Consider the following 23708-nt stretch of genomic DNA (forward strand, 5'->3'; position numbering starts at 1 on the left):
TTATTCGTGTAAGAAACCGAGATGTTCCGGCTTGATTTCTTCCTTGTCCAATGTTAAAAACTCCTCCCAAAAAGGGTCATTAGGAACGCCGGCGCGGCATATTACCGGCTCTTTTTTTACAGGATGCTCAAAATACAGACGTCGCGCGTGCAGATTGATATTTCCGTCAGGGTTTGCTTTTGGATAACCATATTTCAAATCGCCACGGATCGGGCAGTTCATAGAAGCCAACTGAACACGGATCTGATGCGGCCGGCCGGTAATCGGCATTACTTCCAGCAAATGAAATTTATTGACTTCTCCCAGCCAGCGATAGCTTAGTTCTGCACGTTGCGTATTCGGCGCTTCGTAGTCGTACGCCGTAGTCACATTGCGCGATTCGTCTTTCGATAGCCAGTGTATCAGCTTACCTTTTTTCTCGGCCGGCCTGTTTTTTACGATCGCCCAATAGGTTTTTTGCACATCACGCTTCCGGAAAATTTCATTCATCCGTTCAAGCGCTTTCGAGGTGCGTGCAAATACAACGAGCCCGCTCACCGGCCTGTCGAGGCGGTGGACAGTACCGAGAAATACTGCTCCCGGTTTTTGATATGTATCCTTGATATATTCCTTTCCCATGTCCAAAAGGCATTTATCGCCGGTAGCGTCACCTTGGACCAGGATACCGGGTTCTTTGTTGATGATGAGGAGGTGATTATCCTCATATATCACATGAAGAGATTTTTTAGCCATTTGAATAGTTCTTTACTTTTAAAAAGGTTAATATGATTCCTGTTCGTTTGGAAACGATTTTCCTTTTACGTCTTTAATATAATTAGAAATTGCGTCAGTCATAACGCCGTTCAAATCCGCATAGCGGCGCAGGAACCTGGGTTTGAACTCTTTATTGATTCCCAGCAGATCGTGCAGCACTAATATCTGTCCATCTGCATGCGGCCCTGCACCGATTCCCACGGTCGGGATCGATATACTTTCGGAGACCTTCTTGGTCAGTTTAGCAGGGATTTTTTCCAGAACCACTGAGAAACAGCCCACATCTTCCAGCATTTTTGCATCCTCTATCAGCTTATCTGCTTCCGTTTCCTGCTTGGCACGCACTGTGTAGGTACCGAATTTATAGATCGACTGAGGTGTTAATCCCAAATGCCCCATAACCGGAACCCCGGCGCTTAATATCCTGATGATAGAGTCCTTAATTTCCAGTCCGCCTTCCAGCTTCACCGCGTGGGCGCCGGATTCTTTCATGATCCGTATTGCCGAATTCAATGCCTCCCTGGAATTTCCCTGATAAGACCCAAAAGGCAGGTCTACAACAACCAGTGCTCTTTTAACCGCGCGTACAACAGAAGTAGCGTGGTAGATCATCTGGTCAATGGTAATTGGCAAGGTAGTCTCGTGGCCGGCCATTACATTAGAAGCCGAATCGCCGACAAGAATCAGCTCTACACCCGCAGCATCCACGATCCCGGCCATTGAATAATCATAAGCAGTAAGACAAGAAATCTTCTCGCCCCGGTTCTTCATTTCCTGGATAGTATGTGTGGTAACGCGTTTAATATCAGGTGTATGAACAGACATGCTTTATGCGGTTAGGTACTTTGGGAAAATCATTTAGTGGGCAGTGTGGCTTTGGAGCATTGGTGGTCAAGGGGTGTCATTTGTGGTCATTGGTTGTCATTAATTGTCACGTGTTGTTCGGAGCTGATCGGCGTTGATTGGGAGGTTTCGTGTTATCTGGATTTTTCTTTGATTTAACTACCAATGACCATTAATGACAATTAAATGACCACCAATGACTATAAAAATGACCACCAATGACTATAAATGACCATTAACGATACTCTTCACCATTCCGACCTACCTCCTTATCAGCCAGCTTTCCGGATTCAGGCGGGAGGTGTTTTTCCAGATCTGGAACTGGAGTTCGGAGGTACCGTCGCTGTCGGTCGCTACGCGGCCGATATTTTCTCTTGCTTTCACTTTTTGCCCGGCACGAACGGTAACTCCATTCATTTTGGCATAAATCGTCATATAATTTCCGTGCTGAATAGCGACTACATTTCCCATTCCCGGCATTTCAGTAACATCCAATACAACCCCATCATAAACGGAACGAACAGGTTCGCCGGCGGTAGTCTGGATATCTACACCCAAATTATCAACCATAACACCCTTCAAAACTGCATGTGGCCGCTGGCCGAAGTGACCTGATACAAAGCCTTTTACCGGCCAGGGTAGTCGGGCTTGGGATGCTGTGAACGAGGAAGCCAGTGTTGTTTCTTCTTCACTCATACCACTGGAAATAACAGGCTCTTCCTCTTTCGGCGCCTCTACAATAGCGGCTTCACCTTTTTTCTCTCGTTCCGCATTTTCCCGAGCAAGGCGTTCACGTTCCGCTTTCCTGCGTGCCTCCCGCTCTTCGCGTTCGCGGCGTTCGCGTTCAAGCCGTTCTCTTCTTTCCCTCTCAGCGATCCTGCGGATATTGGCTTCCAGTAAATCGGTAGCGCGCTTGTTTTCAGCTATCTGCTTTCTCAGTTCTACTTCCTTTTGCGAAAGCTCCTGGATCACTTCATTCTGCTTTACTTTCAGTCCTTCGAGCTTCGTATTTTCGGTCACGCGCGTATTCAGAACCGTTTTTTGCTGATTCTGTTTCGCAGTGATCCGCCTGCGCTCGTTCATGACCTTTTCCTGAAGAGCGCCAATTTCCTTGGCCTGTCCCTGCCGCGCTTCTGTATATTGTTTGAGATACTTATACCGCAAAACCAACTGATTGAAAGTACCCGCCGAGAACAGGAACACCAGCTGGTTGAAATAGGCATTTCGCTTGGAAGCTTCGTAGATCATGTGCCCGTATTCCTCTTTCAGGACATTCAGGCTGCTATCAAGGGATTGACGCTTTTTTTCCAGCACTTTCAATTCACCATTAAGCAAATCAAGATCGTCGGAAAGAAGGTCAATTTGTTTTTTATAAGTATTGATTTGCTGGTTAAGCGCCTTTAATTGACCAAGATTGACGTTTTTCTGAGAGGAAGTTTGCTTTAAAATGCTCTGGATCTCGCGGATCTTGCTCTGGTTCTCACTTTTCTCCTTTTCCAGCTGTTCCCTGGATTTTTGGGCGTACGCACCGGCTAACGAACAGAGAATGAACGTTAACATTAAAAGTAAACGACGGCGACCGGGGGAACTAATGAGCATATTTATTGATTCTTGCAGGCAAAATACAATTCGTGGCCGGCAAATTTAAGCAGACTTTCTGACTTTATTTTTTGCGTTTATAGCTGGAAGGCACGCTGAATGGAAATCCGGGGCTGTCATTCAGCATTTCAACCTTGGTATGCCTGATGCGCATATTCGTCTCTCTCACTTGCTGATCTTTCAAGGATTTGACATTCAGGTTGATAATGCTTGTGAAGGGAAATAGAAAGTTGTTTACATCTTTAAAATCTTCATAGTCAAGTGTAAACGCATTTTGGGTAGGTACTTCGATTGCTTTTAACCTCGACAATTTAAGGTTGCTTTCACTGATAAAATTGTCGACTTCAAGTCGGTCGACAATCTGTTTTAAAACATAAAACTCGTTCATTTTGACAAATCTTGCCTCCGATTGAGGTTCAAACGGAAGATTTCCGATGATCATCGATTGCAGCAAATCAAAGTTGAGATCGAAATTGTATTGTTTGCTTAATTGCTCATAACTAAACACAAAATAGTCCCGGTGGATTTTATCCATAAAAACAATAGAATCCCGTGTAATAAGTCCCCTGGCGACTTCCAAACCAACTCCCGTTACAGATAGCCAGATCACACTATCCTTTTTCATCCGGATATTGACATTGGTATTATCGAAGTTCTGGGACTTGCTGACTAATGAAACTTTGGATTTGGCAGTAAGGTAATTGAATTCGATCTCGTTGATCTTTACCGGTGCAGCATTTGCCGGAGTGCCTGCTGTTGCAGAATCGATTACCGGTTGCGTGGCCTGGGTCAATGTAGAATCGGCGACGGGGTTATTTTTATTACGTTTTGAAGTACGCTGTTTGTGACAAGCTGAAAACCAGATCAAACAAATGGCCAGCAGCCCGACAGAAAATTTATTGCTCATGTAATGCACCTGTTGCTATTTTTTTGTCAAGAAGTTCAGTGGTTTCGCCCATTCTCTTCGCTCTTTTCCACTGCGCCACTGCATTGTCCCTTTCACCTAATTTGAAAAGAACATCTCCATAATGCTCAACAATCGTGCCACTTACGGTACTACTGTCGGTCATAGCTTTTTCAAGAAACTCCTTTGCTTTTTTATAGTCTTTGCGAATGTATAGCACCCAGGCGTGCGTATCCAGGTAAGTAGGATTGTTTTGATGCTGCTGAACGAGCTTTTCTGACATTTTGAGCGCCAAGTCCAGTTTTTCTTTGCGTAAAGAAAGGAAATAGCTGTAATTGTTCAGGACGTGATCATTGTCGGGATTAGCTTTCAATGCCTGATCGTAAGCCGCGTCTGATTTCACATGATCGCCAAGTCCATTATAGGCGTCGCCCAGCTGCGCGTGGATATAAGGTACTAGTTCAGGATTGTTGGAAATCAGTTTCAGGCTTTCTTCAAGAGAGGAAATCGCTTCTTTGAAATTTTTCTTCATCAAATGCGCAGTACCATTTGAATACCAGAACATTCCTTGGTTTGGGAACAATTCCAATGCTTTTTCCGAATGCACGAGCATGCTATCTACCTGATTCAGATCACCGTCGAGCTGTAAAATTGCCGCCCAGACTTGAAATACGGAACCATCAATGCGGCTCGCTTTGGTATACATATCCCGCGCCTCGGCCTTTTTATCCTGGCGAACCAGCAAATCGGCATAAATCACATTTGCGCGCGATTCATTAGGATGCGTGTCATAAAGCTGTTTGGCGAGGGCAACTGCGTCTTTGATTTCTCCTTCCGATTTGAGCATGGTCAAATAGCCCGTCAAAACCCTGATCTTAGGATCTGCATCCAGATTAGGATTGGCAAAAACCAGTTTCAATTCTTCGTTACATTTCTGAACATCCCCGTTACGACGATAGATATCCGCCAGCAAAACGTGCGCCTGCGCCTCGTCGGGGTTGATTTTCAATGCTTCTTCCAGTGGTTTTACAGCCTCAACGATCCGGTCATTCGCGATCAGCAATTCGGCCAGCTCTACACGATAGCTTACCTCGGTAGGTTCTGCTTCAATGAGTTTTTTTGCTTCTGCGAGCGCTTTGTCGAGGTTGTTCTGGCGTAAATAGAGTTGTTGTTTCTGATGCGTGATTTCTTCGGTAATGCCCATTGATTTTTCCAGGACATTATAGGTTTCAATTGCCTTATCGGGCTGATCGTTAAAAACATATATCGCAGCCAATTCAATACCATACTGGATATTTTCGGGATTTTTGGCAACGAGCGTTTCATATATTTCCGCAGCCTCCGCATATTTCCTGCGTTTTGCATAGAGTTCAGCCAGCTGCTGGGCGTAGAAAATATTATCTTTTTTGAGGTCAAAAGCTTTCTTGGCCGGTGCGATCGCTTCGTCGAATTTTTCAAGCTTGATCAGCGCAGTTGCAACCAGATAGTGACTGGCCGGATCCTGCGCACTTTCCTGAACCAGCTTTTCAAAAAGTGGCAATGCGCGTTCAGGCTCGTCTTTCATCATGAACTTCATGCCCTCAGTCGCCAGCGACTCCTTTTCTATTCGAAGAGCGACGGTATCGATGACCGACTCCTTGTCCCGGTCTTTACTGCGCCGCTGGGCAAGGGAATCGTGCGTAACGAAGAGATTCGCCAGCACCAGGATCAGAAGGGTTAACTTTAAATATACGGTCTTCATATTTCAATCAGATGCCATCAGTTTCCTAGACGTGACCGGCTATTTCAGTGTAAACAACAAAGTTACCAATTTTGTCACCAGAACTGGTTTTAAACGCTATTCAAATAAGAATACTAACGTCGGAATTCAAGTATTCTTGTTTGTTAATTCACTGAATATGTGGATTTCCCGAATCCCGGAATACCATTCGCACTCAGTGCCTCAACGCGGATGTCCACCGTAGTTGCAGCGTCGGAATTATAGTATTGTAACCTGATTTTTCCATTTTTATCGGTCTTCAACATCGGCGCCCAAAAAATCGTCGACCGATAGTCAGGATTAGAATTCTGCGGAATGCCGGTAGAGTAGGCAGGCGAATAAAAAGTTTTTGGTACATGAAAACCTGCGATTTTAGAAACCAATACCCCCGGAACCACATCCTGCGAATAGTCATAATTGCTATTTCCTCTTTTAGTCAAAATCGAGATCACGCCGTTTCCACCACTCATTCCAAAAATCGAAGCCGACGCGCCTTTCAAAACGTCGATAGATTCTACATCATGCACATTGAGCGCACTAACAAAATCTTTGTCCACCGGCATTCCATCCAATACAAATTGCGGCTCCCCGCGGTTACCCCGAATGTAGACCGAAGCATTTATGCCTGATCCAACTACCTGAACTCCCGCCACTCTGCCAGCCAGTATATCCAGGATACTCGTTCGTCCGCCGACCAGTTCAGGAGTTACCTTGATAGATGCATCTGCTGTTCCGTAAATTTTCCTGGAATCGCGCGGCACCTGCTTCTTCGCTTTGATCGTCACCTCCTGCAATAATCGCTCCCGGCTCTCCCGTATTTTCCGCGCAATCTCCTGATCCTGTGCATTTCTTTTCAAAAAATCATTCAGCAGGCGACCGTCGACGGTAAGTGGGAAATAAGGTCCTTTCGACGCAGATAATTTTGGTGGATCAAATGGAAATATCCTGAATGTAAAGCTCTGGCTGTTCTTTTTGTTCATTCCCTGGACTCTTACTTTCAGCGAATCTTCAAAAATCAGGTTATAGAGTGAAAACTGGCCACGCTCGTCAGTGTCGGCAGTCAAAAATGTACTGAGGCTATCATTGCTGAGGTAAACCGAGACGGGCGTTTTAGCGACTGGCTTTTTATTTCTTTTTACCTCCCCGGAAAACGTAATTCCCTGTTCGAGAAACCGTTTTGGAGGTTGTAAAGAATCTTGCAAAATGTCGTCCCAACCGAACCGCGTCCAGCCCTGCGTCATCATCAGGATATCCCGGTGGATTTTTCTTTCTGTTTTAGTTTCATCAAAATAATAGCCGGGCTGTTCAATAAAACCCTTAATATCAGAAGATAGCAGCAGATAGGAACGAATATGCTGGTCGTAAAGCTGTTGCTGGATCTGTCCCGCGTCCGTAATTGCGACGGATAGATTTGTTTCCATGGGTCTGCCCGAAGAATCGCTCACCGTAATCTCAATTTCCGATTTTTCACGCGGCTTGAATGCATTCTTCGAAGGCGCTATTCCTACCCGGAGCTTGTGCCCGTGGTCGATAAAGATAAGCCGCTCCGAAACTGGTTTGTTTTCATCATCAAATAGCGTCAGATGCGTAATCCCGTCGGGCAGGTCGGCATTTGGAACCTGGATCATCAAGCCTCTGCTACCAATTTTACCTTTGGCAACAAATGCGACTATTCCGCGGGAATGACCGACTACGTGCACGGGAATCTCACTTTTGCCAGGCACTTTTGCGTAAACCATAATCCTGGTTTTCAATGGACTGGAAACATTATCTGCAATTAAAGTATAGCCTGTCTCCTTCACTTTCGGAAACGGATACTCACTCGCATTTCCGTTTTCTGCCCATAGAAATGCCGAATAGATGGCGCCGGATTTAGGCGAAAACTGTATCCTGCCCATTCCCAGATGGTCGCTTTTGAAGGAAGCAATAGTATCCTTATTCTGGTCTAAAATAAAACCTTTCACATCATGACCTAATCCACTAGTATTCAATGCCTTGAAAGCAATCCGCGTAGAAGATTCCGCCACCAGGTCGCCGCCTTCAGGAAAGAATTGCAGGTCCACCTTGCCAGTAAGCGGAGCGGGTGTACCTCCCGCCGGATCGTAAATGAAGATATTTTTTTGAAAGAAGAAATCCTCAGCTGCATTGCGCATCCAGTTGGTGTAAGCGCGGATCGTGTACGCGCCGGGAGGAATAGAGTCTGCGAGCACAATCTCCCCGTTCCCGACACCTGCTTCCAAACTGGTTCGCTTGACTGCCAGGTTTTTACCGGTACGTTGCTCTATCAGATCAACATATAATAAATTACTCGCGCTATCTGCAAAGTGCAGCGAGCCTTCAACCAGGTAAGCCTGATACCATAATGTGTCTCCCGACATATAATAAGGTTTATCCAGATGCAGATATGCTTTCTCGACGGGATACGTTTGCCTGTATCTCTCAAGTTTTCCTGAGATCATTTTTGTAAAATCTTCCTCCCACTGAAAAGCAGCAAGAAGGGTACAAAGCAGGATAATGCCGGAAATTTTGACGATGGATTTACGCATTGAATATTATTTATATCGCTGACAATTAACGGTTTGCTCTCCTAACCAAAAGATAGGCAGGATAACTGATCACTAAAAAAAGCAAAGCATATTGACTACTTCCTAAATCCTGTATGACTGCGCCCACTAAAAATGCGAGTGAGCAGATTAGCATAATGATTGGTAATACGGGGTAAAGCGGCACTTTCCATGGGCGGGGCAGCGAAGGTTCTTTACGGCGAAGTGCGAGCAGGGAGGCAAAACCCGAAGTATAGCCGAGTACGAAAAAGAAAGTGGCAATATCGGACAACTTTTCGGTGGCTTCTTTTCCTATTAATATCAATAAGATAGCGACTCCAGAGGTGATCAGCATTGCAACTGCCGGCGTGCCTCCGCGGTTTACATTTGTCCCGGCGGGAAGGAACAGCCCGTCGCGGCTCATGGAATAGAGTACACGGGGGTTGAATAGGAGTTGCGCATTGACAATCCCCAATATGGATATCATTAAAAACAACGTGACGATTTTACCTGAACCTTCCCCGAATATCAGTCGGATCGCATCTGCCGCCGCCAGCTTCGACTGCGCCAGTTCGTCCATTGGCAAAATGTGCAGGATCGCCATATTGCACAGCAGGTAGATGGCGATGATCAGTAGAATGCCGCCAATCATGGATTTGGGTAGATTTTTGGAAGGATCTTTATCTTCTTCCGAGAAATATGCTGCTGTATACCAGCCGTCATAAGTGTAAAAAATCGCTTGAAGCGAGAAGATAACCGGCGCGATCCAGCTGCCTGTCGCCAGAATCTGACTGGTGGTACTCTGCATTTGTTCAGCCGAAACTTCATCCCCATAGATATAGCAAACCGCCACAAAAACGAAAAGTCCGATTCCCTTCAAAACACTCATAATGTTCTGAAAACTACTCGCAAGTGCCAGTCCGATCCAGTGAATGCCGCTGAGTACCAATAAAATAACAGCAGCGACATAAGGTTCTGAACCACCTAACTCCGGGATGAGGAGCGCCAGGTATTCGCTCATGGTATACACACCAAAACCAAGCGCAGAGCAGGTTCCGAGCCAGCTATTGATCCCGACCACAAAGCCAGCATAGTTGCCAAATGCACGTTGTGCATACACGTACCAGGCGCCCGCTTTCGGGACAGAAGTGCCGAGTTCGATCGTGCAAAGCGTTCCCAAAAACGCGTACAAACTTACAGCTGCCCAAAGGGCCATGATCAGCCACGGTTCGCCAAGTTGCTCCGCGATCGGGCCGGGTTTCCGGAGAATGCCGGTCCCGATTGTGCCGCCCACGGTTACCGCGATGCCAAAACCAACTCCCAGAATTTTCAATAGTCCGTTTTTGGCAGCCGGTTGTGTCATTTTTGGAAGTGAAGGATTGTACTTTTCGAAAATATGAAAACTTTTCCTTTTTGTAACTTCTATATTCTTACTGAAATACAATGCAATGTCGCGGATCGACTGGTATGGACTTAAATCCTTATTGAATCCAATGACTTTGTATGTGCCTGATCACAAAAAAAGCAGAAACCGTTTCCAGTTTCTGCTTTTTACAAACTCTTAAATCTATATTATAGAATCGCCTCCGCCAGTACCAGTACTTTGTTATTAAGCACTTCTACTACACCGCCATCGATCACGTAGGTTTGCCTTGCAGCACCGGTATCGATCACCACGTCGCCTTTTCCTAATGTACTTACAAGCGGCGCGTGACGGTTTAGAACCTGAAATTGACCTTCTGAACCCGGTAACGTCACGGAATTCGCCTCTCCGGCAAAAACCTTCTTATCTGGGGTAATTATTTCTAAATGCATGAGTTGAAAGTTTTTAGTTTATGAGTAGACTTCAAACTCTTAACTTATCGGGTTGCTTCTGCAAGCATTTTTTCTCCTTTTGCCTGCGCATCTTCGATGGTTCCAACCAGGTTGAATGCCATTTCAGGAAGGTGGTCATAAGCTCCGTCCATGATCAGGTTAAATCCTTTGATGGTATCGTTGATATCTACCAACGTTCCTTTCAAACCTGTGAACTGCTCAGCTACGAAGAATGGTTGCGACAAGAAACGCTCTACACGACGAGCGCGGGATACAACCAGCTTGTCTTCGTCTGAAAGTTCTTCCATACCAAGGATCGCGATGATATCCTGCAATTCTTTGTAGCGTTGCAAAATATTTTTTACGCGCTGTGCGCAATCGTAATGCTCAGCACCCAAAGTTTCAGCATTCAGAATCCGTGAAGCTGAATCCAATGGATCTACCGCAGGGTAAATTCCTTTTTCAGAAACTTTACGGCTTAGTACCGTAGTTGCGTCCAAGTGGGCAAATGTTGTCGCAGGAGCAGGGTCAGTCAAGTCATCCGCAGGTACGTAAACCGCTTGTACAGATGTGATAGAACCACGTTTTGTGGAGGTAATACGTTCCTGCATCTGTCCCATTTCAGTAGCAAGCGTAGGCTGGTAACCTACCGCTGATGGCATACGTCCTAAAAGAGCGGATACCTCTGAACCAGCTTGTGTAAAACGGAAGATATTGTCGATAAAGAAAAGAATATCACGACCCTGACCTTCGCCGTCACCATCACGGAAGTATTCCGCCATAGTCAAACCTGACAATGCAACACGTGCACGTGCGCCAGGAGGCTCGTTCATTTGTCCGAAAACGAAAGTTGCCTGTGAGTCTTTCAAAGTATTATAATCCACTTTTGAAATATCCCAGCCGCCTTTTTCCATGCTGTGCTTGAACTCGTCGCCGTATTTGATGATACCGGCTTCAATCATTTCACGCATAAGGTCATTTCCTTCACGGGTACGTTCTCCAACTCCCGCAAACACTGAAAGACCAGCGTAAGCTTTCGCAATATTGTTGATCAACTCCTGGATCAAAACGGTTTTACCAACACCGGCACCACCGAACAAACCGATTTTACCACCTTTTACATAAGGAGCAAGCAAATCGATTACTTTGATACCTGTAAACAGGATTTCAGTTGAAGTCGCCAGCTCTTCAAATTTCGGAGCTGAGCGGTGAATTGAGATACCGTTTGTAGTATCCAAAGGCGTAAGTCCATCGATCGCTTCACCGATTACATTGAAAAGGCGACCTTTAATTCCTTCACCGATTGGCATTTTAATAGGCGCACCAAGCGGCCTTACTGCCATTCCGCGCTGCATACCTTCGGTACTGTCCATCGCGATGGTACGGATACGGTCTTCGCCCAAGTGCTGCTGGCACTCAAGAACTACTTTCGAACCGTTTGGTTTGATGACTTCTAACGCATCGAGGATAGATGGAATGCTTCCGCTATCTTCAAATGATACGTCTACAACGGGACCAATTACCTGCGTAATTTTTCCTATGTTTGTCTCGTTTGCCATTATATGATTTTGATTATCTCTAATGAGGTTTTTTTCAGACCGCAAAAGTATAGGATAATTTGGTCAGTACCAAGAAGACATAAAGTGATTTATTGGATATTTTTTAGAAAAGGGAGGGACAATGTTACTGTTATTTGCATTTAGCAGTAAGTAACTATGGCGATAAATCTGATAAGGGTTCTTTAATTAGTAAAGTCATCTTCACCAGAGAATTCGAAGAAATACGATAATATGGTAAATTTGAATTAATCATCTATTCAGTAAAACTATGAATACGCAACTCCTGGAACGTATCACTTTTAATCCCGATCAGTGCGGAGGGAAGCCTTGTATTCGGAATATGCGTATCAGGGTGACGGACGTAATAGAACTTTTAGCAGCCGGCCTGACGCCAGAGCAAATTGTTACAGAAGAGCTGCCAGACCTTCAACCGGAAGATATCACTGCCTGTTTACTTTACGCCGCGGCAAAGCTGAATCACCCGGTATTACGGGCAGCCTGATGATCATTCTGGACGCGCATATCCCACCTTCTCTCGCACTCTGGATTACATCATTCTTCAAGCTCGAATGTTGCTCTGCCCAATTTTTAAGCCTGCGGCACTCCTCAGACTTCGAGATATTTTTCAAAGCAAGAGAGCTGAATGCGATCGTGATCACGAAAGACGATGATTTTGTGACACTTCTTGATCGGAACGGAATTCCCCCAAAAGTGATCTGGTTAACTTGCGGGAATACATCGAAAGCGCGGCTACAAGAAATTTTCACAGCTAATCTTGGCAATGCACTTGCATTACTTGCGGCGGCCGATCTGGTGGAGATAACAGGTCACTGAGTTTTTCGTTTGATTTAAACGGATCTTTACAATTCTGCATTCTCAGAGCAGGTTAATCTATAATATGAAGGAGTTTTTTTTCTGGAAGGTATGGTCAGTGTCGGAGCGCAGAATGGCGCTTGGGGCGATGACCATTTTGTTTTTGGCGATTGTATCTTTTGTATTCAAATGCATAAATCCACTTGATAATGTAGTTCGCTGGAATGTAATCAGCGAACTCTCCGAAGTGAGTTCGGTCGTGGACATTCTGCAACTCGGAAGCTGGCAATATGGTGTTTCGACGCCGACACACCTGGTGAATGAAAGCTTTATGGCGTCGGTCATGGAAGTGGATTATCTTACGGTACGTATATTCTGGATATTCGCTACACTTGGACTTTCCTTCGTTTTAGCTGGTTTAACCACCTTAACAAGATTTTGGTATCTGGCCGGAATGGTCATTTTTATATTATTCCTTGCTTTCTCCCGATTGGAGCTGCTGGACGTTGCCGAAACCGATAGCAAGTTCTTGTTCATTATTACTGTACTCGTTTATAGCGTCACTACCTATTATTTCCACGCATTCAGGCCGGATGCAGGTATTGGGTTGCGGATTGCAGGCTTGCTGGTTGCATCTGGTATGATGGTTTTCCTAATCTGGACAATGTCCGGGGTACCGTTTCCCGCGTTGACAGCAGCGAGTTATTCGTTTCCGTTCTGGCTGATCGTGACAGTCCTTTTTCTCCTCATTTCTTCCACCGAAATCATGGCTGGTTTCGTATGGCTGAGCACCAGCGGTTCTATGCGAAAAGGAAGTACGGGACTGATCAACTTTGTCGTCATTTCAATACTATACCTGCTCTTACTATTGCTGATCTATCTCCGAAACACCCGACAGATCGATTGGGATATGACGTTGGTAAGTCCCGTTTTCCTTGCATTGGCGGCGGGTATTTTAGGTATCTGGGGATTTCGCCGCAGGGCGGATTCGATGGGTAGCCTGCTTCCGTTCAGAAGCGCCGGTTTTTGGATCTATATGGGAATGTTCATTATAGCGGCCGCATTCACCGGACTTATGGCGGGTACCGCCAATGATCCCGTGCTGGAAGCATTGGAAGATGTGGTAGTACAGGGACAGCTCGCAATGGGTGTTTTATTCCTGTTTTATATTCTGGTCAATTTTTATCCTCTTTTTAAACAAAAACTCGCAGTTCACAAGGTACTCTACAAGCCTCTCCGGTTTGGATTAACTCAAACCCGGCTATTTGGTTTTGCAGGCTTTGTAATTTTAATTTTTATTCAAAAGCTTTTACCAGTAAATCAGGCTATTGCAGGATATTTTAATGGAGTGGGGGATCTGCACGCAGCTACCGAAGAATTTACCCTTTCTGAGCAATACTATAAGCTGGCATTACAGCGGGAATTTCAAAACCATAAATCCAATTATTCACTCGCTTCTCTTGCAATTCGTCAGGGTGACCGCACTGCGGCTGCATTTTACTTCCGGCAGGCATTATTTAAGAATCCCTCCGCACAGGCTTACGCAGGTTTGAGCGGAATATTGATCCAGGAAAATCTGTTTTTCGACGCTGTTTACAGTTTACAGGAAGGTATTGGCCGGTTTCCGAAAAGCGGGGAATTGCTCAATAATCTCGGAATGCTTTATTCCAAAACAAATGTCGCGGATTCTGCGTACTACTATATTGAAAGAGCACAGGCGAATGCAAAACGCCCTGAAATACCGGCGACGAACCTGCTGGCTATTTTAGCAAAAAACACAGACGCCGGCCTGCTTGATTCGCTGGCTTCTAATACCGAAAAATATAATTACCTGTCGTGGCAGGCTAACTGGCTTGCAGTTCAGAATTTGAGGCAGCAGTTCGTCAAGCAGGATTTCAATACCAGTGCAGTGCCGGCTGATTCACTTCTGAGCGTGTCAGCTTCGGCTTATTTATTGAACTATGCTGTTAATCAGGCTAGATCAGATACCGCTTCTGTGAAGTTGCTGAGCAAGCTAGCCACTTCGAACCCGGTACTTGCAAAGGATTTGACATGGGCTGCATTATATCCTGAATTTTACAGCGGCGACAAGCTCAGGGCATTGCAATCACTTACAGCCCTGGCATCGGACGAGGAAGAGAAGAGTGATCAATATCATAAGGTATTGGGCCACTGGTTTTTGCAGTTAGGTTTATACGAAAAAGCAATTGAGAATTTATCAGTTGTAGAGGGTTTGGAAGGGACTATTGGAATGGCGGTGGCGAATGCGCTTTACGATAAGAAAGAAGTGGCTGTGATTTTGCTTGATAAAATACAGGAGAAAGAGAATAACCCGGCGATTGAAAATCTTAAACAAAGTCTTTTTTCCGGAGTAAAACCAAAAGTGCCGGGCGATTCTTTACTGAAAGTGGCGTTACAGTCACCAACTGAGGCTAATTTTCGAAAAGCAATCAATATCAACCCTTTCAATGCGCAGACGATATCAGCTGCATCGACCTATTTCAGAGGGAAAAAGCAAACGGATAAAGCTTATAATCTGGTTCTGAATGCGCTCGCATATAACGAATACGATTTTCGATTATGGGAGCAATATGCATATCTCAGTCTGGAACAGGGTTTGACCGGGCAGGCCAAAGAGGGCGAAGAGAAGGTAAAACAATACGCGACGCCTGCCGACTATCAGCAATTTGTGAGCCGCTATCAGCCTATGCAGGCACTTATCGAAAAACGGCGGGCAGAATTTCAGTGATTTGATATTTTAGTTATCTGTAATTACACTTCATCAACAATGTCATTAATCTGCAAATCCAATTTTACCGGCACCGAATGCAGGATTTTCAGAGGAAAACTAATAGCCGGGATATTGAAAACAAGCTCTTGGAAAGAAGAAGGATACGGAGAATTGGACGGTAATATGCTCAGATTCAGATCCCAGGGATTTTGGAAAAAAACAATCGATATCACTGATATCGAGGGGCAGAAGGTTCTAGGTCAAATGCAATTTCGTTACCTCAAAGGCACTGCTACCATCACTTATAGCGGGCAAAACTTTAAGTGGCAGTTCGATTCTTGGACCATGCGGAATTGGACCGTCAAAAACGAAGAAGATAGTGCCGGATTTAAATCGACAAGCTGGTGGAAACCTGATGGGAAACTAGCCAACGAAGGCGTTCCAGCTGCTGTTCTTCTGGCGTCATTATACGTTGCAAATCATTTCCGAAAAATTGCGGCAGCATCCTAACAGGAAATTCATATATGAGAATTATAGAGACCAGCGAGATTGCAAAACGTTACGTAATGGGCAGCGAAGTAATCCAGGCGCTCAAATCGGTGACGATTTCGGTAAATAAAGGCGAATATGTCGCTTTTATGGGCCCTTCCGGCTCGGGGAAATCTACATTGATGAATATCATCGGCTGCCTGGATACACCTACAACCGGCAGATATGTCCTTAATAACAAGGACGTAAGTGATATGACTGAAAGCGAATTGGCTGAAATCAGAAACAAGGAAATCGGCTTTGTATTTCAGACTTTCAACTTGCTGCCAAGAATGTCTTCACTTGATAATGTGGCGCTTCCATTGATTTATGCAGGTTTGGGAAAGTCAGACCGGACTGAAAAAGCAATGCTTTCCTTGAAAAATGTAGGTCTGGAGAACCGCGCCGGACACAAGCCGAACGAACTTTCGGGTGGTCAGCGGCAGCGGGTTGCTATTGCCCGGGCGCTTGTCAATGATCCCAGCATTTTGCTCGCCGATGAGCCCACAGGTAACCTGGATTCCAAAACTTCCTACGAGATCATGGATCTGTTCGACCAATTATATAGCAAGGGAAATACGATCGTAATGGTGACCCACGAAGAGGATATTGCGCATTACGCGCACCGGATTGTGCGTTTGCGAGATGGTTTAGTCGAGTCTGATACGATCAATCCAAACCCGACAAAAGTTTCTGCAATGGTTTAAAGCTATTAAAACCATTGTCATATAAGATCGAGATTGATTAGTTTTGTGTTATAACGGAACAATTCATTTCGAAGCTCCGTGAATCCGAATGAATTACTTTTCCGGTAGTTCATTCGGATTTATTTTTATCGCAATAACTATGAAAATCAATTTTAAAGACCTCATTTTATTTGAAAACGAGGATTTTTTAGTCGTAAATAAGCCGCCGCACCTGGCTACCCTGGATGAAAGAACTGCCGATAGAGGCGGTAGTGTATTAAGGTTGGCAAAGGAATATAATTCTGAACTGCAGGCGGCACACCGGCTCGACAAGGAAACTTCCGGCGCATTGGCTTTTGCCAAAAATCCAGCTGCTTACCGGCATTTGGCCATGCAATTTGAGCACAGGGAAGTTACTAAACGGTACCACGCCGTGACAAACGGCATTCACAAACTCGACAGCATTTCTGTGTTTTTGCCGATTTTACCTCTAAAAAACGGCACAGCAGTGAAAATAGACCGGTCAGAAGGCAAAGTCGCAGAGACTATTTTCAACACGTTGCAGGTTTACAGAGGTTACACATTAGTGGAGTGTATTCCCATAACCGGCCGCATGCACCAGATCCGCATTCACCTTTCGTGCCTGAAAGCGCCGATCGTCTGCGACCCGCAATACGGGGGGGAAGTAATTTATCTATCCAGTTTAAAGCGGAAATTCAATCTTAAAAAGGAGACTGAGGAACAGCCTCTCATTCAGCGCGTTGCATTGCATGCGCATTCACTTTCTTTTGCAGTGATGGACGGAGAGCGAGTTCGGATCGAAGCGCCTTATCCGAAGGATTTTGAGGTACTTGTAAAGCAATTGAACAAATTCGGGATGTAGTAGCACAATTTTTTACAAGATTGGAAAAAGTTTGTGTACGTTTAGCTTTCATTTTTTCCATCTTAACCATACTACAAATGCGGATACACACATTTAAAAACCTGCCAGTTCTGCTGATCACATTGTTGTCAATCGGCGTTGCGCAATTATCTTATGCTCAGAGCCCGCGCAAAAATGATATCATTGTTAAGCGGGACAGTACACAGATTCAAGCGCTGATCACGCAGATGAGCTATGAAAAAATCAACTACCGCGATCTTGGAACTGCCGACAGCGCCGCTACCTACATTTATCTGGATAAAGTAGCGCGGGTTTTGCTGAAAAATGGGAAAACAATCAATGTAAGAGACTCTATCCAACCCGGCAAAGTGCCTACTGACTCGGTAGGGCAATATGCAGATTTGAACAATTTGCCGACCGACCCTTTTGAGAAAAGCATTGTAATGGCCAATTCGGATCAACTGCGGGACAAATACGAATATCACCACAACAAATCGGTAGATGGGAAAACCGGCGCGATCGTATTTACCTCTATTGCCGTGGCAACCCTGGTTTCCGGCGTAATCGTGACTGCTGTTGGTGAAGATTCGGATGATAAAAAGTTCGGCGGTGCATTAGCGATCGCCGGGCCGGCTTTCGGAATCGTGTTCGGTTCCCTGTCTTTTAACAAGTACCGTGTGCATAAGAAAAAGGCTGATAAGGTTAAAAATGAACTCGAAAGACGAGGCCAATCACTTACTACATTTAAGCTCAGCCCAAAATTCGACCCGCTTAATAAATCAGGCCAGCTCACCCTGCGGATGACATTTTGATAAAGGCGAATTTATTGCTTCATTGAAGGGTATATTCATATTATCCTTCTACAATGAAAGTAATTTTATCACTGCTGAAAATCCAGCTGTTAGCCATTTTATGCCTTTTATTATTGAATCCGGTTTTCGCTCAAAATGTGCGGAAACCGGATATTCTTTTTTTGCGCAATGAAACGAAGCTTGAAGTCCGCATCCAGGAGGTAGATGATACAGTCGTGAAATACAAAAAGCTAAGTGACGACGAAGGCCCGTTATTTACTGTAAAAAAGTCTGAAATCGCTTCTATACACTACGGAAACGGCGAGGTGGAGACTTTCGAGGCAGTGCTGGAAGTGCCCAGTTACTATGCGCCTGGCCAATCAGCTCCACAGGCCAGGCCAGCTGCACCCTTGCAGGCGTCCGGGTCGCGCAATCAGTTTTTGGAAGAAATACGCGCATCTTCTGCGGACAACCTTCGGGCGACTTATAAATATTATAAGGGTAAATCTAAAACCGGCCTCGTGATGGGGATCGCCGGGACTTCCGTCGGTATGATCTTGTCCGGAGTGGGCGCAGGCATTATTGCCGGCTCAATGGATGCAAATGGCAATTTCGCCTCTTATGCAGACGAGCAGCGCGCAATTCGTGGGGCGTGGTTGATGCTCGGCGGCTTCGCAGGTGCAGCGACATTTGGTACTGTCGGGTTTATAAAAGCAGGGAAAAATGGCTCGAAAGCGGGTAAGATCAGAAGGGAACTAATTCACAGAGGCGAGCCGATCGCATTCAGGATTAGCCCCGGCTTCAACCCGGCAACACAAGCGGGTTATCTTACATTAAATATCAGATTCTAATATCAGCAAGACATAAAAAAATGCCTGAGAAGCGATTCCCAGGCATATTTAGAATATATAGTTCTATTAAAACTTGAAAGTGATACCAACTTTCAGCGGTGAGGCATTATAACCAACTTCCGCGAAAACGCCCATAGTTGGTTTAAAGTAATATCTTGCTCCCGCAAATGCGCCGAAAAATACGCCGCTACCATAAGAATCGTAGCCGATGCCATCGTAAGATGAATTTGCAATTCTATAACCTAGTGAAGGCCCGGCGTATAGATCCAGGTTGTCAACAGTAAGAAAATGCTTTCCGTAGTGATAAGATCCTCTGGCAGCAATATTGATGAAGTTATATCTCCATCCATTTCCATAAAGGCCTCCGCCGTAGTTCCAGGTTACGAAGTCAAGCTGACCACCAACACTGATAAAATCATGGACACCACCCTCGAAAGATGCACCAACGCCTATTCCGCCGCCGCCGTATGTGCCTCCAAGGTTAATACCCGCATTCAGTAATTTATCTCCCTTCTCAAACTGCGCGAACGCCTTTTCCGAAGTTGCGCTCAGAACGGCGCAAAAGAAAAACATGAATAGAATCTTTTTCATCGTAATAGATTAGTTATTGTTAATAATGGCACAAATTAAAGCCTTTATCCGAACGCTTCAAAACTTGTGCCATTTATACTTATTATCCGGGGTGTCTAGCCGTATAAGTGGGCAGATGCCTTTATTTTCGCTAAAAGCCTATATTTCTTTCCGCAGTTTCTCTTTAAAAACCTTCTTGAATTTGTCGAGTTTTGGGGCAATTACGAACGCACAATAGCCCTGATCGGGGTTGTTTGCGAAATAATTCTGATGATAGTCTTCGGCCACAAAGAATTTAACCGCTGGCGTAATTTCGGTGACAATTGGCTTGTTATACGCGCCGGATTTGTCCAATTCTGCCTTCGCTTTCTCGGCCAGGGACTTTTGTTCCTCATTATGATAAAAAATCACCGAGCGATATTGCGTTCCAACATCATTTCCCTGGCGGTTCAGGGAAGTAGGATCATGGCTGCGGAAAAATGCTTCGAGCAGATCTGCATAGCTGATCACTTTTGGGTCATAAACCACCTCCACACACTCAGCATGACCGGTATTGCCGGTGCAAACTGCCTCGTAATTCGGCTTCGGATCATGGCCGCCGGAATAGCCTGAAACTACTTTTTTAACTCCTTCCAAAGACTCTAAAACAGCTTCGGTACACCAGAAACACCCGGTTCCGAATGTCGCCGTTTCCATGCCGGCAGTATTTACATTTGTCTCATCAAGCGAGGTAAAAGCAGCTTCCTTATCCATTTTTCTTTTCTGTTTTTTATCCGACTGTGCACACGATATCACTACCATGCAGCACATCAAGAGAAAGGTCAAAATTGGGATGGTCGTTCTCATCTTTATTATCATGGGTTATTGTCAAAATGATTAACGAATACCGTACGAAGAAAGTTTGTGTCTGGTATTGCTGTATTATTTACGAAATTTATCCCCGAAACGATTCGTCCTATGACATACCTTCACTTTAAAGCGCTGCATATTATTTTCGTTGTAAGCTGGTTCGCGGGACTGTTTTATATGCCCCGACTTTTCGTCTATCATACCGAAGCGAACAGCAAGCCGAGCCCCGAGCGGGAGATCCTGCTTGCACAGTTTACAAAAATGGAGAAGCTGCTCTGGACTGCGATTATGACGCCCGCCAGCTGGCTGACTTTAATATGTGGAGGAGCAATGCTTTACATTACACCCGCCTGGCTCGACCAGGACTGGATGCGGTTGAAACTCGTGTTTGTCTTCGGTTTATACGCATACCACTCATTTACAGGCAAGATCCTCCTCGAATTGCGCGAAGGAAAATTCCGTTTCACATCCTTTCAGCTGAGGCTTTTCAATGAAGTCGCGACGGTATTTTTATTCTCGATTGTTTTTCTGGTGGTATTAAAAAATACAGTAGACTGGCTCTGGGGTGTGTTGGGATTGATTGCTTTTGCTGTTGTGATTATGACCGCGGTAAGGATTGTAAAGAGGGTCAGGGAGAAAAAGTAGCACACTATTCTGCGATTTTTCTCTTTCATTGATCGCAAAACGCCTTTTTTTTAAGCGCTAAAAAGAATCCCGGATGTCGGCAACACTTATTTCTCTTTAACTGTTTAATATTACGTGATGTAACTGCTCTCCAAGAGCTTAGCTTAGTCCCTATATGCACTCGATAAGTCTTAAACACACTACAATTTTTGACAGATTTTTACATCTGTGCAGCCATGCTCCGGCCATCGGCAACGCCTTACCGTCCCTTGCGATTAATAAATTGAATGCCGTATACCAGGGTTTTCTGAATGATCTTGACAAGGAACAGCGTGCGATTCATGATTTCACACATGAAGATGCACTTCTCGAAAAGAAACGGTATGAAAAGGCACTTAAATTGCTGGCGCCGATCGAGACGGCAGGAAAGCCGGTTCAACCCAAAGTGAAAGCCCTTCATTCGACTATTCTCCAGGTTATAAAAAAACTTCGGGAAAATGCCTTTTTGATGAATTTGGTTATCAACCAAGAGTTAGAGCCGGAGGACACATTGGTCGACCTGCTGGAAGATTATTATGATGGCCTTCTTATCAAACAAATACAGGGCGAAGAATTCGTTCCTTGGGAGCAAGTAAAAACGAAGCTGGACGCTAGGCATGATTTGACCTGATGTACAGTGTCATATTGAGCCGCAGCGCGGAAAGATTTTTGAATGGACTTTCCGGGAAGGATTATAACCTGGTGTCAGCAGCAGTCTCATCGCTTGTCGCAAATCCTTATCAATCGGGATGCAGAAAGCTCAAAGGCTATAAGGAAATGTTCCGGATCAGAGCTGGTAACTACCGGATACTATATCAAGTGGACGGGGAAAAACTGATTGTAGAGATATTCGAAGTAGGGAACCGAAGAAATGTTTATGACTGAGTGTTAGGAAGTAAAGCGTTGCGAAGCTATTTAACTGCACTGAGAATTTGTCTCTAAAAAGCAAAAGCGCCATTCCTGATAGTAGGAACAGCGCTTTGTGCCGAAGGCGGGACTCGAACCCGCATGGGGCAACCCCCACACGCCTCTGAAACGTGCGTGTCTACCAGTTTCACCACTTCGGCATTGAAATTGGGTTGGCAAAAATAACCAAGACTATGGACTTTCCAAGTTTACAGAACCCGGAATGCCCATAAAAATTCAGATTTTCACAGCCTCGTACAAAGCAGGAATCTGAACGTTTTGAAACCCAGCCTTTTCCAATTTTATTTTGAAGGAAACCTGTGTTTCATATTCACCGTGAACCAGAAATACTTTCTCCACCCGCGAAGGATTCTGGCAGGAAAGAAAGTCGAGCATTTCGTTATAATCACCGTGGCCGGAAAACGAATCCATACTTTCCACCTGGCAATGCACCTCAAACTTTTCTCCAAAAATATTCACCTCCTTATCCCCGCGCTTTAATGCACCCGCCAAAGTATTTGCGGAAGCATAACCCACGAGCAGGATCGTGCAATTTTCATTGCCGATATTGTTTTTAATATGATGTTTGATCCGTCCCGCTTCGGCCATTCCAGATGCAGAAATGATGATACAAGGTTCCTTTTTGTCATTCAATGCAATGGATTCGGTTACTTCCGACACATAATGCAGGTAAGGGAATGCAAAAGCGTCGCCGTCTTTTTCAATATATTCGAGTATCTCAGGATTGAAACATTCCTCATGTTCCTTCATGATCGCAGTGGCGCGGATTGCGAGCGGGCTGTCAATATAAACAGGAATATGCGGCAGCTTACCAGAGCTGTAAAGCTGGTCCAAAGCGTAAATCAACTCCTGCGTCCGGTCGATCGCGAAGGCAGGAATGATCAGTTTACCCTGCCGATCTACACAAGTATCCTTCACAATCCGCAGTAAATGCGCTTTCATGTCCACTTCTTTTTCATGGATCCGATCGCCGTAGGTGGATTCGCAAATAATAATATCCGCCTGCGGAAATACATCGGGCTTTTTGAGAATGCGGTCTTCCGGCCGACCAATATCTCCCGTGAAAGTCAGTTGTTTAAACGTTCCTTTCTCAGGAATCGTAAGATGCACCGCCGCACTTCCGAGCAAATGCGCAGCGTCGGTGAGCAAAACGGCTACTTCTTTGTCTTCACCCAAATGAAAAGTCTGGCCGTATTTAACGGTTTTGAACAAAGTCAATGCGTGCGCCGCATCTTCCGAATCGTACAATTCTTCGAGCAAAGGGCGCCCCTGATTTTTCCTGCGGCGATTGATCCGCTCCAAATCCTTTTCCTGAATATGCGCACTGTCCATTAACATGACGCGGCAAAGGTCAGCAGTTGCAGCTGTGGTATAAATCTCACCTTTGAATCCTTTTTTAACCAGTCGCGGAATAAGGCCGGAATGGTCAATATGGGCGTGGGAAAGTATGAGAAAATCTACTTCTGAGGGTTTGAAACCGAAATTCTGATTGAATTCGTCTGTTTGTATTCCCTGAAAAAGACCACAGTCAAGAAGTATTTTTGTGCCTTTTTCAGTAGTTATCAGATGCTTGCTTCCTGTTACGGTTTGCGCAGCACCGAAAAATTGAATCTGCATGGTCAGAGGTTTAGTTGTTGAGCG

The 23708-nt window shown here is 45.1% G+C and carries 23 protein-coding genes and 1 tRNA gene; 11 read left to right on the forward strand and 13 right to left on the reverse strand.

The features are described from left to right. The 9 genes from KOD92_RS23540 to atpD form a co-directional block, all read right to left on the reverse strand. Window positions 1-732: an RluA family pseudouridine synthase gene (locus KOD92_RS23540; protein ID WP_215236072.1), complete on the reverse strand. Its 732-nt coding sequence runs from the start codon at window positions 730-732 to the stop codon at window positions 1-3. Window positions 733-759: 27 nt separating this feature from the next. Next, window positions 760-1578: a 3-methyl-2-oxobutanoate hydroxymethyltransferase gene (gene panB / locus KOD92_RS23545; RefSeq protein WP_215236073.1), complete on the reverse strand. Its 819-nt coding sequence runs from the start codon at window positions 1576-1578 to the stop codon at window positions 760-762. 279 nt (window positions 1579-1857) lie between these two features. Further along, window positions 1858-3156 (reverse strand): murein hydrolase activator EnvC family protein, encoded by a 1299-nt coding sequence (locus tag KOD92_RS23550; protein ID WP_229254812.1) that lies wholly within the window; start codon window positions 3154-3156, stop codon window positions 1858-1860. A 103-nt stretch (window positions 3157-3259) separates the two neighbouring features. Beyond that, window positions 3260-4102 (reverse strand): DUF4292 domain-containing protein, encoded by an 843-nt coding sequence (locus tag KOD92_RS23555; RefSeq protein WP_215236075.1) that lies wholly within the window; start codon window positions 4100-4102, stop codon window positions 3260-3262. Next, on the reverse strand, window positions 4092-5840 hold the full coding sequence (locus KOD92_RS23560) for a tetratricopeptide repeat protein (RefSeq protein ID WP_215236076.1): 1749 nt from the start codon (window positions 5838-5840) through the stop codon (window positions 4092-4094). Before KOD92_RS23560 ends, KOD92_RS23555 begins: the two co-directional genes overlap by 11 nt. Window positions 5841-5983: 143 nt before the next feature. After that, window positions 5984-8404, reverse strand: coding sequence for a TonB-dependent receptor plug domain-containing protein (locus KOD92_RS23565; protein ID WP_215236077.1), 2421 nt, complete (start codon window positions 8402-8404; stop codon window positions 5984-5986). A 25-nt stretch (window positions 8405-8429) separates the two neighbouring features. Then, complete coding sequence (locus tag KOD92_RS23570; protein ID WP_215236078.1) at window positions 8430-9764, reverse strand: APC family permease; 1335 nt, start codon at window positions 9762-9764, stop codon at window positions 8430-8432. Between the two features lie 209 nt (window positions 9765-9973). Beyond that, window positions 9974-10216, reverse strand: a complete 243-nt coding sequence (gene atpC / locus KOD92_RS23575; RefSeq protein ID WP_215236079.1) for an ATP synthase F1 subunit epsilon — start codon at window positions 10214-10216, stop codon at window positions 9974-9976. Between the two features lie 44 nt (window positions 10217-10260). After that, window positions 10261-11775, reverse strand: a complete 1515-nt coding sequence (gene atpD, locus KOD92_RS23580; RefSeq protein ID WP_215236080.1) for a F0F1 ATP synthase subunit beta — start codon at window positions 11773-11775, stop codon at window positions 10261-10263. Between the two features lie 268 nt (window positions 11776-12043). On the opposite strand from atpD, the gene KOD92_RS23585 reads away from it, so the two are divergent. The 8 genes from KOD92_RS23585 to KOD92_RS23620 all read left to right on the forward strand — a co-directional run bounded on the left by KOD92_RS23585 (window position 12044) and on the right by KOD92_RS23620 (window position 19058). Next, complete coding sequence (locus KOD92_RS23585) at window positions 12044-12277, forward strand: DUF433 domain-containing protein (RefSeq protein ID WP_215236081.1); 234 nt, start codon at window positions 12044-12046, stop codon at window positions 12275-12277. Next, window positions 12277-12609 carry a DUF5615 family PIN-like protein gene (locus KOD92_RS23590; RefSeq protein ID WP_215236082.1) on the forward strand — a complete coding sequence of 111 codons (333 nt, stop codon included), beginning with the start codon at window positions 12277-12279 and terminating at the stop codon, window positions 12607-12609. Before KOD92_RS23585 ends, KOD92_RS23590 begins: the two co-directional genes overlap by 1 nt. A 64-nt stretch (window positions 12610-12673) precedes the next feature. After that, window positions 12674-15337, forward strand: coding sequence for a tetratricopeptide repeat protein (locus tag KOD92_RS23595; protein ID WP_229254813.1), 2664 nt, complete (start codon window positions 12674-12676; stop codon window positions 15335-15337). Between the two features lie 39 nt (window positions 15338-15376). Continuing rightward, the gene (locus tag KOD92_RS23600) at window positions 15377-15829 is read left to right on the forward strand and encodes a hypothetical protein (RefSeq protein WP_215236083.1); all 453 of its coding nucleotides are present in this window, start codon (window positions 15377-15379) and stop codon (window positions 15827-15829) included. A gap of 14 nt (window positions 15830-15843) precedes the next feature. Beyond that, window positions 15844-16554: an ABC transporter ATP-binding protein gene (locus KOD92_RS23605; RefSeq protein WP_215236084.1), complete on the forward strand. Its 711-nt coding sequence runs from the start codon at window positions 15844-15846 to the stop codon at window positions 16552-16554. Window positions 16555-16693: 139 nt separating this feature from the next. Then, window positions 16694-17416: an RluA family pseudouridine synthase gene (locus tag KOD92_RS23610; protein WP_215236085.1), complete on the forward strand. Its 723-nt coding sequence runs from the start codon at window positions 16694-16696 to the stop codon at window positions 17414-17416. A 77-nt stretch (window positions 17417-17493) separates the two neighbouring features. Further along, window positions 17494-18228, forward strand: coding sequence for a hypothetical protein (locus KOD92_RS23615; protein ID WP_229254814.1), 735 nt, complete (start codon window positions 17494-17496; stop codon window positions 18226-18228). A gap of 53 nt (window positions 18229-18281) precedes the next feature. After that, the gene (locus KOD92_RS23620) at window positions 18282-19058 is read left to right on the forward strand and encodes a hypothetical protein (RefSeq protein ID WP_215236086.1); all 777 of its coding nucleotides are present in this window, start codon (window positions 18282-18284) and stop codon (window positions 19056-19058) included. A 66-nt stretch (window positions 19059-19124) separates the two neighbouring features. On the opposite strand, the gene KOD92_RS23625 is transcribed toward KOD92_RS23620, so the two are convergent. Both KOD92_RS23625 and msrA read right to left on the reverse strand, forming a co-directional pair. Then, the gene (locus KOD92_RS23625; protein ID WP_215236087.1) at window positions 19125-19649 is read right to left on the reverse strand and encodes a porin family protein; all 525 of its coding nucleotides are present in this window, start codon (window positions 19647-19649) and stop codon (window positions 19125-19127) included. A 138-nt stretch (window positions 19650-19787) separates the two neighbouring features. Continuing rightward, window positions 19788-20381, reverse strand: a complete 594-nt coding sequence (gene msrA, locus KOD92_RS23630) for a peptide-methionine (S)-S-oxide reductase MsrA (protein ID WP_229254815.1) — start codon at window positions 20379-20381, stop codon at window positions 19788-19790. Window positions 20382-20585: 204 nt separating this feature from the next. Here msrA and KOD92_RS23635 point away from each other — a divergent pair, with 204 nt between their 5' ends. From KOD92_RS23635 to KOD92_RS23645, 3 genes are all read left to right on the forward strand, one after another. Continuing rightward, on the forward strand, window positions 20586-21122 hold the full coding sequence (locus tag KOD92_RS23635) for a CopD family protein (RefSeq protein WP_215236089.1): 537 nt from the start codon (window positions 20586-20588) through the stop codon (window positions 21120-21122). Window positions 21123-21276: 154 nt separating this feature from the next. Beyond that, window positions 21277-21771 (forward strand): hypothetical protein, encoded by a 495-nt coding sequence (locus KOD92_RS23640; protein ID WP_215236090.1) that lies wholly within the window; start codon window positions 21277-21279, stop codon window positions 21769-21771. After that, window positions 21771-22025 (forward strand): type II toxin-antitoxin system RelE family toxin, encoded by a 255-nt coding sequence (locus tag KOD92_RS23645; protein ID WP_215236091.1) that lies wholly within the window; start codon window positions 21771-21773, stop codon window positions 22023-22025. The genes KOD92_RS23640 and KOD92_RS23645 overlap by 1 nt, the downstream gene beginning before the upstream one ends. A 98-nt stretch (window positions 22026-22123) precedes the next feature. Here the strand turns inward: KOD92_RS23645 and KOD92_RS23650 are convergent. Together KOD92_RS23650 and KOD92_RS23655 are read right to left on the reverse strand one after the other, a co-directional pair. Continuing rightward, window positions 22124-22207: transfer RNA gene (locus KOD92_RS23650), tRNA-Leu, on the reverse strand. Window positions 22208-22283: 76 nt separating this feature from the next. Continuing rightward, window positions 22284-23684 (reverse strand): MBL fold metallo-hydrolase RNA specificity domain-containing protein, encoded by a 1401-nt coding sequence (locus KOD92_RS23655; protein ID WP_215236092.1) that lies wholly within the window; start codon window positions 23682-23684, stop codon window positions 22284-22286. Window positions 23685-23708: the final 24 nt, after the last annotated feature.

Origin of the sequence: Dyadobacter linearis, assembly GCF_907165045.1 — a bacterium.
GTDB classification, from domain to species: Bacteria; Bacteroidota; Bacteroidia; order Cytophagales; family Spirosomataceae; genus Dyadobacter; species Dyadobacter linearis.

Bases quoted from the DNA above. Each gene is read 5' to 3' on its own strand.
- KOD92_RS23550 (WP_229254812.1), bottom strand. From the start codon at position 3,156: ATGTTAACGTTCATTCTCTGTTCGTTAGCCGGTGCGTACGCCCAAAAA.
- KOD92_RS23560 (WP_215236076.1), bottom strand. From the start codon at position 5,840: ATGAAGACCGTATATTTAAAGTTAACCCTTCTGATCCTGGTGCTGGCG.
- KOD92_RS23600 (WP_215236083.1), top strand. From the start codon at position 15,377: ATGTCATTAATCTGCAAATCCAATTTTACCGGCACCGAATGCAGGATT.
- KOD92_RS23655 (WP_215236092.1), bottom strand. From the start codon at position 23,684: ATGCAGATTCAATTTTTCGGTGCTGCGCAAACCGTAACAGGAAGCAAG.
- KOD92_RS23605 (WP_215236084.1), top strand. From the start codon at position 15,844: ATGAGAATTATAGAGACCAGCGAGATTGCAAAACGTTACGTAATGGGC.
- KOD92_RS23635 (WP_215236089.1), top strand. From the start codon at position 20,586: ATGACATACCTTCACTTTAAAGCGCTGCATATTATTTTCGTTGTAAGC.
- KOD92_RS23620 (WP_215236086.1), top strand. From the start codon at position 18,282: ATGAAAGTAATTTTATCACTGCTGAAAATCCAGCTGTTAGCCATTTTA.
- KOD92_RS23640 (WP_215236090.1), top strand. From the start codon at position 21,277: ATGCACTCGATAAGTCTTAAACACACTACAATTTTTGACAGATTTTTA.
- KOD92_RS23570 (WP_215236078.1), bottom strand. From the start codon at position 9,764: ATGACACAACCGGCTGCCAAAAACGGACTATTGAAAATTCTGGGAGTT.
- KOD92_RS23625 (WP_215236087.1), bottom strand. From the start codon at position 19,649: ATGAAAAAGATTCTATTCATGTTTTTCTTTTGCGCCGTTCTGAGCGCA.
- atpC (WP_215236079.1), bottom strand. From the start codon at position 10,216: ATGCATTTAGAAATAATTACCCCAGATAAGAAGGTTTTTGCCGGAGAG.
- KOD92_RS23610 (WP_215236085.1), top strand. From the start codon at position 16,694: ATGAAAATCAATTTTAAAGACCTCATTTTATTTGAAAACGAGGATTTT.
- KOD92_RS23540 (WP_215236072.1), bottom strand. From the start codon at position 732: ATGGCTAAAAAATCTCTTCATGTGATATATGAGGATAATCACCTCCTC.
- KOD92_RS23595 (WP_229254813.1), top strand. From the start codon at position 12,674: ATGAAGGAGTTTTTTTTCTGGAAGGTATGGTCAGTGTCGGAGCGCAGA.
- panB (WP_215236073.1), bottom strand. From the start codon at position 1,578: ATGTCTGTTCATACACCTGATATTAAACGCGTTACCACACATACTATC.
- msrA (WP_229254815.1), bottom strand. From the start codon at position 20,381: ATGGATAAGGAAGCTGCTTTTACCTCGCTTGATGAGACAAATGTAAAT.
- KOD92_RS23585 (WP_215236081.1), top strand. From the start codon at position 12,044: ATGAATACGCAACTCCTGGAACGTATCACTTTTAATCCCGATCAGTGC.
- KOD92_RS23615 (WP_229254814.1), top strand. From the start codon at position 17,494: ATGCGGATACACACATTTAAAAACCTGCCAGTTCTGCTGATCACATTG.
- atpD (WP_215236080.1), bottom strand. From the start codon at position 11,775: ATGGCAAACGAGACAAACATAGGAAAAATTACGCAGGTAATTGGTCCC.
- KOD92_RS23590 (WP_215236082.1), top strand. From the start codon at position 12,277: ATGATCATTCTGGACGCGCATATCCCACCTTCTCTCGCACTCTGGATT.
- KOD92_RS23645 (WP_215236091.1), top strand. From the start codon at position 21,771: ATGTACAGTGTCATATTGAGCCGCAGCGCGGAAAGATTTTTGAATGGA.
- KOD92_RS23555 (WP_215236075.1), bottom strand. From the start codon at position 4,102: ATGAGCAATAAATTTTCTGTCGGGCTGCTGGCCATTTGTTTGATCTGG.
- KOD92_RS23565 (WP_215236077.1), bottom strand. From the start codon at position 8,404: ATGCGTAAATCCATCGTCAAAATTTCCGGCATTATCCTGCTTTGTACC.